Source organism: Psychrobacter sp. AOP30-A2-5, from assembly GCF_052378115.1.
Lineage (GTDB): Bacteria > Pseudomonadota > Gammaproteobacteria > Pseudomonadales > Moraxellaceae > Psychrobacter.
Genome location: NZ_JBQSXK010000038.1, coordinates 1 through 5481 on the forward strand (window position 1 = coordinate 1; position 5481 = coordinate 5481).

A 5481-nucleotide genomic window follows, 5' to 3' on the forward strand; every position below is an offset into this window, starting at 1 on the left:
CTACCATTGGCGCAATGATGTTTCACTTCTGAGTTCGGGAAGGGATCAGGTGGTGCCATCATGCTATTGTCGTCAGCAAAGGGGGTTAGATATGAGTCTGTTATTTTTATTGTTTGACTATAAGTGTTTAGTTTATGGTCGATCAACTTGTAACCTAACTGAATCAAGGTTAAAGGTGATATCGAAATATTCTCTCGTTTCTATAAGCTTTCGCTTATACAAGATAGATTAATTAGAGCTTTCATACAAACCACTTGGGTGTTGTATGGTCAAGCCAAACGAGCAATTAGTACAGGTTAGCTACATGCATCGCTGCACTTCCACACCCTGCCTATCAACGTCGTAGTCTTCAACGGCTCTTTAGGGAAATCTAATCTTGAGGTGGGCTTCCCGCTTAGATGCTTTCAGCGGTTATCCCATCCGAACGTAGCTACCGGGCAATGCCACTGGCGTGACAACCCGAACACCAGAGGTTCGTCCACTCTGGTCCTCTCGTACTAGGAGCAGATCCTCTCAAATTTCCAACGCCCACGGTAGATAGGGACCGAACTGTCTCACGACGTTCTAAACCCAGCTCGCGTACCTCTTTAAATGGCGAACAGCCATACCCTTAGGACCTGCTTCAGCCCTAGGATGAGATGAGCCGACATCGAGGTGCCAAACACCGCCGTCGATATGAACTCTTGGGCGGTATCAGCCTGTTATCCCCAGAGTACCTTTTATCCGTTGAGCGATGGCCCTTCCATACAGAACCACCGGATCACTAAGACCTACTTTCGTACCTGCTCGACTTGTGGGTCTCGCAGTTAAGCGCGCTTTTGCCTTTATACTCTACGACCGATTTCCGACCGGTCTGAGCGCACCTTCGTACTCCTCCGTTACTCTTTAGGAGGAGACCGCCCCAGTCAAACTACCCACCATACATTGTCCTCGGTATTGTTATACCTGAGTTAGAACCCCAACATGACCAGGGTGGTATTTCAAGATTGGCTCCACCGAGACTAGCGTCTCGGCTTCAAAGCCTCCCACCTATCCTGCACAAGTCAGGTCAAAGTTCAATGTAAAGCTGTAGTAAAGGTTCACGGGGTCTTTCCGTCTAGCCGCGGGTACACAGCATCTTCACTGCGATTTCGATTTCACTGAGTCTCTGCTGGAGACAGCGCTGCCATCATTATGTCATTCGTGCAGGTCGGAACTTACCCGACAAGGAATTTCGCTACCTTAGGACCGTTATAGTTACGGCCGCCGTTTACTGGGGCTTCGATCAAGAGCTTCGCTTACGCTAACCCCATCAATTAACCTTCCAGCACCGGGCAGACATCACACCCTATACGTCCACTTTCGTGTTTGCAGAGTGCTGTGTTTTTAATAAACAGTTGCAGCAGCCTGGTATCTGCGACTGCCAACAGCTCAAGGAGCGTGTCCTATCACCATCAGCAGCGTACCTTCTCCCGAAGTTACGGTACCATTTTGCCTAGTTCCTTCAGCAGAGTTCTCTCAAGCGCCTTGGTATTCTCTACCTGATCACCTGTGTCGGTTTAGGGTACGATTCGTTTATAACTATTGCTTAGAAGCTTTTCCTGGAAGCATGGTATTTGCCACTTCACTGTACAAGTACAGCTTGCTATCAGATCTCAGCCATATAACAACCCGGATTTACCTAAGTTGTAAGCCTACATCCTTTCACCTGGACAACCAACGCCAGGCTGACATAACCTTCTCCGTCCCTCCATCGCATTATAAACAAGTATCGGAATATTAACCGATTTCCCATCGACTACGCCTTTCGGCCTCGCCTTAGGGGTCGACTCACCCAGCCCCGATTAACGTTGGACTGGAACCCTTGATCTTCCGGCGTGCGAGCTTTTCACTCGCATTATCGTTACTCACGTCAGCATTCGCTCTTGTGATACCTCCAGCATGCCTTACGACACACCTTCACAGGCTTACACAACGCTCCCCTACCACTTGAAAACAAATTCAAATCCGCAGCTTCGGCTCCTAGTTTGAGCCCCGTTACATCTTCCGCGCGGGCCGACTCGACTAGTGAGCTATTACGCTTTCTTTAAAGGATGGCTGCTTCTAAGCCAACCTCCTAGCTGTCTATGCCTTCCCACCTCGTTTCCCACTTAACTAGGAATTTGGGGCCTTAGCTGGCGGTCTGGGTTGTTTCCCTCTCCACAATGGACGTTAGCACCCACTGTGTGTCTCCCGGATATCACTCATCGGTATTCGGAGTTTGCATCGGTTTGGTAAGTCGGTATGACCCCCTAGCCGAAACAGTGCTCTACCCCCAATGGTGTTCGTCCGAGGCGCTACCTAAATAGCTTTCGGGGAGAACCAGCTATCACCGAGTTTGATTAGCCTTTCACCCCTATCCACAAGTCATCCCCTGGCTTTTCAACGACAGTGGGTTCGGTCCTCCGGTGCCTGTTACGGCACTTTCAACCTGCTCATGGATAGATCACTCGGTTTCGGGTCTATACCCTGCAACTAAACGCCCTATTAAGACTCGGTTTCCCTACGGCTCCCCTAAACGGTTAACCTTGCTACAGAATATAAGTCGCTGACCCATTATACAAAAGGTACGCGGTCACCCTAATAAATTAAGGCTCCCACTGCTTGTACGCACACGGTTTCAGGTTCTATTTCACTCCCCTCACAGGGGTTCTTTTCGCCTTTCCCTCACGGTACTGGTTCACTATCGGTCAGTCAGGAGTATTTAGCCTTGGAGGATGGTCCCCCCATCTTCAAACAGGATTTCTCGTGCCCCGCTCTACTTAATATGTTAACGCTAATGTTTCGAATACAGGACTATCACCTACTACGGTCAGCTTTCCCACGCTGTTCTTCTACATTAGCATTAATCGGCTTCTCCCCGTTCGCTCGCCGCTACTAGGGGAATCTCATTTGATGTCTATTCCTAAGGGTACTGAGATGTTTCACTTCCCCTCGTTCGCTTCTTGTACAAGTACAAGATACCTACCTTATGGTAGGTGGGTTTCCCCATTCAGAAATCTCCGGATCACAGGATATTGCCGCCTCCCCGAAGCTTATCGCAGGCTGTCACGTCTTTCATCGCCTCTGACTGCCAAGGCATCCACCATGTGCGCTTCATTACTTGACCATACAACCCCAAGTAGTCTTTCGACTGCTAAGTGTTATAAAGTCTAATTATGATAACGATATCACCTATGTTTATACGCTTGATTCAGTTCTCTTTACTTTTTTTAATCACTCACCCCTGGGATAACAACTGATGTCGTTAAGAGGTGAGTGATTAAGGTTAGGAAGTGCGCGTGAACACGCTCTTCCTAACCCAGACTCATATCTATGTTTTTAAATAGTCTCTATGCTCTCGTCGAGTCACAGATTCTGTATAAAACAGAAAGAAGTAATCGTGTCTTTATTCAAAGATAAATCACTTGTTTCTATTTATACTATTAGCACTTAAAGCTTATTCGTCTATAGTGGTGGAGCCAAACGGAGTCGAACCGTTGACCTCCTGCGTGCAAGGCAGGCGCTCTACCAACTGAGCTATGGCCCCATTATAAAATGGTGGGTCTAAGTGGACTTGAACCACTGACCCCCGCGTTATCAACACGGTGCTCTAACCAGCTGAGCTACAGACCCAATTACGCTTGTTAAAACGTAAGCTTAAACTAAAGAACAACTTGTTGTGAATTCTTGCTGACCGAATGCCATCTATAAGGAGGTGATCCAGCCGCAGGTTCCCCTACGGCTACCTTGTTACGACTTCACCCCAGTCATCAACCACACCGTGGTGAACGCTCCCCCGAAGGTTAAGCTATCCACTTCTGGTGCAATCAACTCCCATGGTGTGACGGGCGGTGTGTACAAGGCCCGGGAACGTATTCACCGCGGCATTCTGATCCGCGATTACTAGCGATTCCTACTTCATGGAGTCGAGTTGCAGACTCCAATCTGGACTACGATAGGCTTTTTGAGATTCGCATCACATCGCTGTGTAGCTGCCCTCTGTACCTACCATTGTAGCACGTGTGTAGCCCTGGTCGTAAGGGCCATGATGACTTGACGTCGTCCCCGCCTTCCTCCAGTTTGTCACTGGCAGTATCCTTAGAGTTCCCGGCTTAACCCGCTGGTAACTAAGGACAAGGGTTGCGCTCGTTGCGGGACTTAACCCAACATCTCACGACACGAGCTGACGACAGCCATGCAGCACCTGTATTCTAATTCCCGAAGGCACTCCCGCATCTCTGCAGGATTCTAGATATGTCAAGACCAGGTAAGGTTCTTCGCGTTGCATCGAATTAAACCACATGCTCCACCGCTTGTGCGGGCCCCCGTCAATTCATTTGAGTTTTAACCTTGCGGCCGTACTCCCCAGGCGGTCTACTTATTGCGTTAGCTGCGTCACTAAGTCCTCAAGGGACCCAACGACTAGTAGACATCGTTTACGGCGTGGACTACCAGGGTATCTAATCCTGTTTGCTACCCACGCTTTCGAGCCTCAGTGTCAGTATTATGCCAGAAGGCTGCCTTCGCCATCGGTATTCCTCCAGATCTCTACGCATTTCACCGCTACACCTGGAATTCTACCTTCCTCTCACATACTCTAGCTCTACAGTTTCAGATGCAGTTCCCAGGTTAAGCCCGGGGATTTCACATCTGACTTATAGAGCCACCTACGCTCCCTTTACGCCCAGTAATTCCGATTAACGCTTGCACCCTCTGTATTACCGCGGCTGCTGGCACAGAGTTAGCCGGTGCTTATTCTGCAGCTAATGTCATCGTCCGTGGGTATTAACCACGGAGTCTTCTTCACTGCTTAAAGTGCTTTACAACCAAAAGGCCTTCTTCACACACGCGGCATGGCTGGATCAGGGTTTCCCCCATTGTCCAATATTCCCCACTGCTGCCTCCCGTAGGAGTCCGGGCCGTGTCTCAGTCCCGGTGTGGCTGATCATCCTCTCAGACCAGCTACAGATCGTCGCCATGGTAGGCCTTTACCCCACCATCTAGCTAATCCGACTTAGGCTCATCTAATAGCGAGAGCAGTAAACTGCCCCCTTTCTCCCGTAGGTCGTATGCGGTATTAATACGAGTTTCCCCGTGCTATCCCCCACTACTAGGTAGATTCCTAAGTATTACTCACCCGTCCGCCGCTCGACGCCTGATAGCAAGCTATCATCGTTTCCGCTCGACTTGCATGTGTTAAGCCTGCCGCCAGCGTTCAATCTGAGCCATGATCAAACTCTTCAGTTTAATCTTGCTATGAAGCTCTTTAAAGAAGCTTCTAAACTTGGCTCATCTAATCTGGCAAAATCGCTAAAAATTATGTTCGTAATGAATTAACTTTGAGTTTTTCTGCTGTCTTAAATGATAATTTTTATAGTTAGAATGAACTCCGAAAAGGAGTTAAAACCAACTTTATTTTTTAGCATTCTGAATCAGCAAAAATCCACACAAGTTGTTCTTTAGTTATGCTTTTAAATAGTG

Annotated in this window: 2 tRNA genes and 3 rRNA genes; all 5 read right to left on the bottom strand. The window is 48.5% G+C overall.

The annotated features are described in order from the left end of the window. Positions 1 to 77, bottom strand: a 5S ribosomal RNA gene (gene rrf, locus ACT3S4_RS14070); the annotation flags it as partial. A 188-nt stretch (positions 78 to 265) separates the two neighbouring features. Continuing rightward, positions 266 to 3127: ribosomal RNA gene (locus ACT3S4_RS14075) — 23S ribosomal RNA — on the bottom strand. A 344-nt stretch (positions 3128 to 3471) separates the two neighbouring features. After that, positions 3472 to 3547 (bottom strand) — tRNA-Ala (locus ACT3S4_RS14080). A gap of 9 nt (positions 3548 to 3556) precedes the next feature. Next, a tRNA-Ile gene (locus ACT3S4_RS14085) sits at positions 3557 to 3633 on the bottom strand. Between the two features lie 75 nt (positions 3634 to 3708). Then, positions 3709 to 5247: ribosomal RNA gene (locus ACT3S4_RS14090) — 16S ribosomal RNA — on the bottom strand. Positions 5248 to 5481 lie beyond the last annotated feature (234 nt).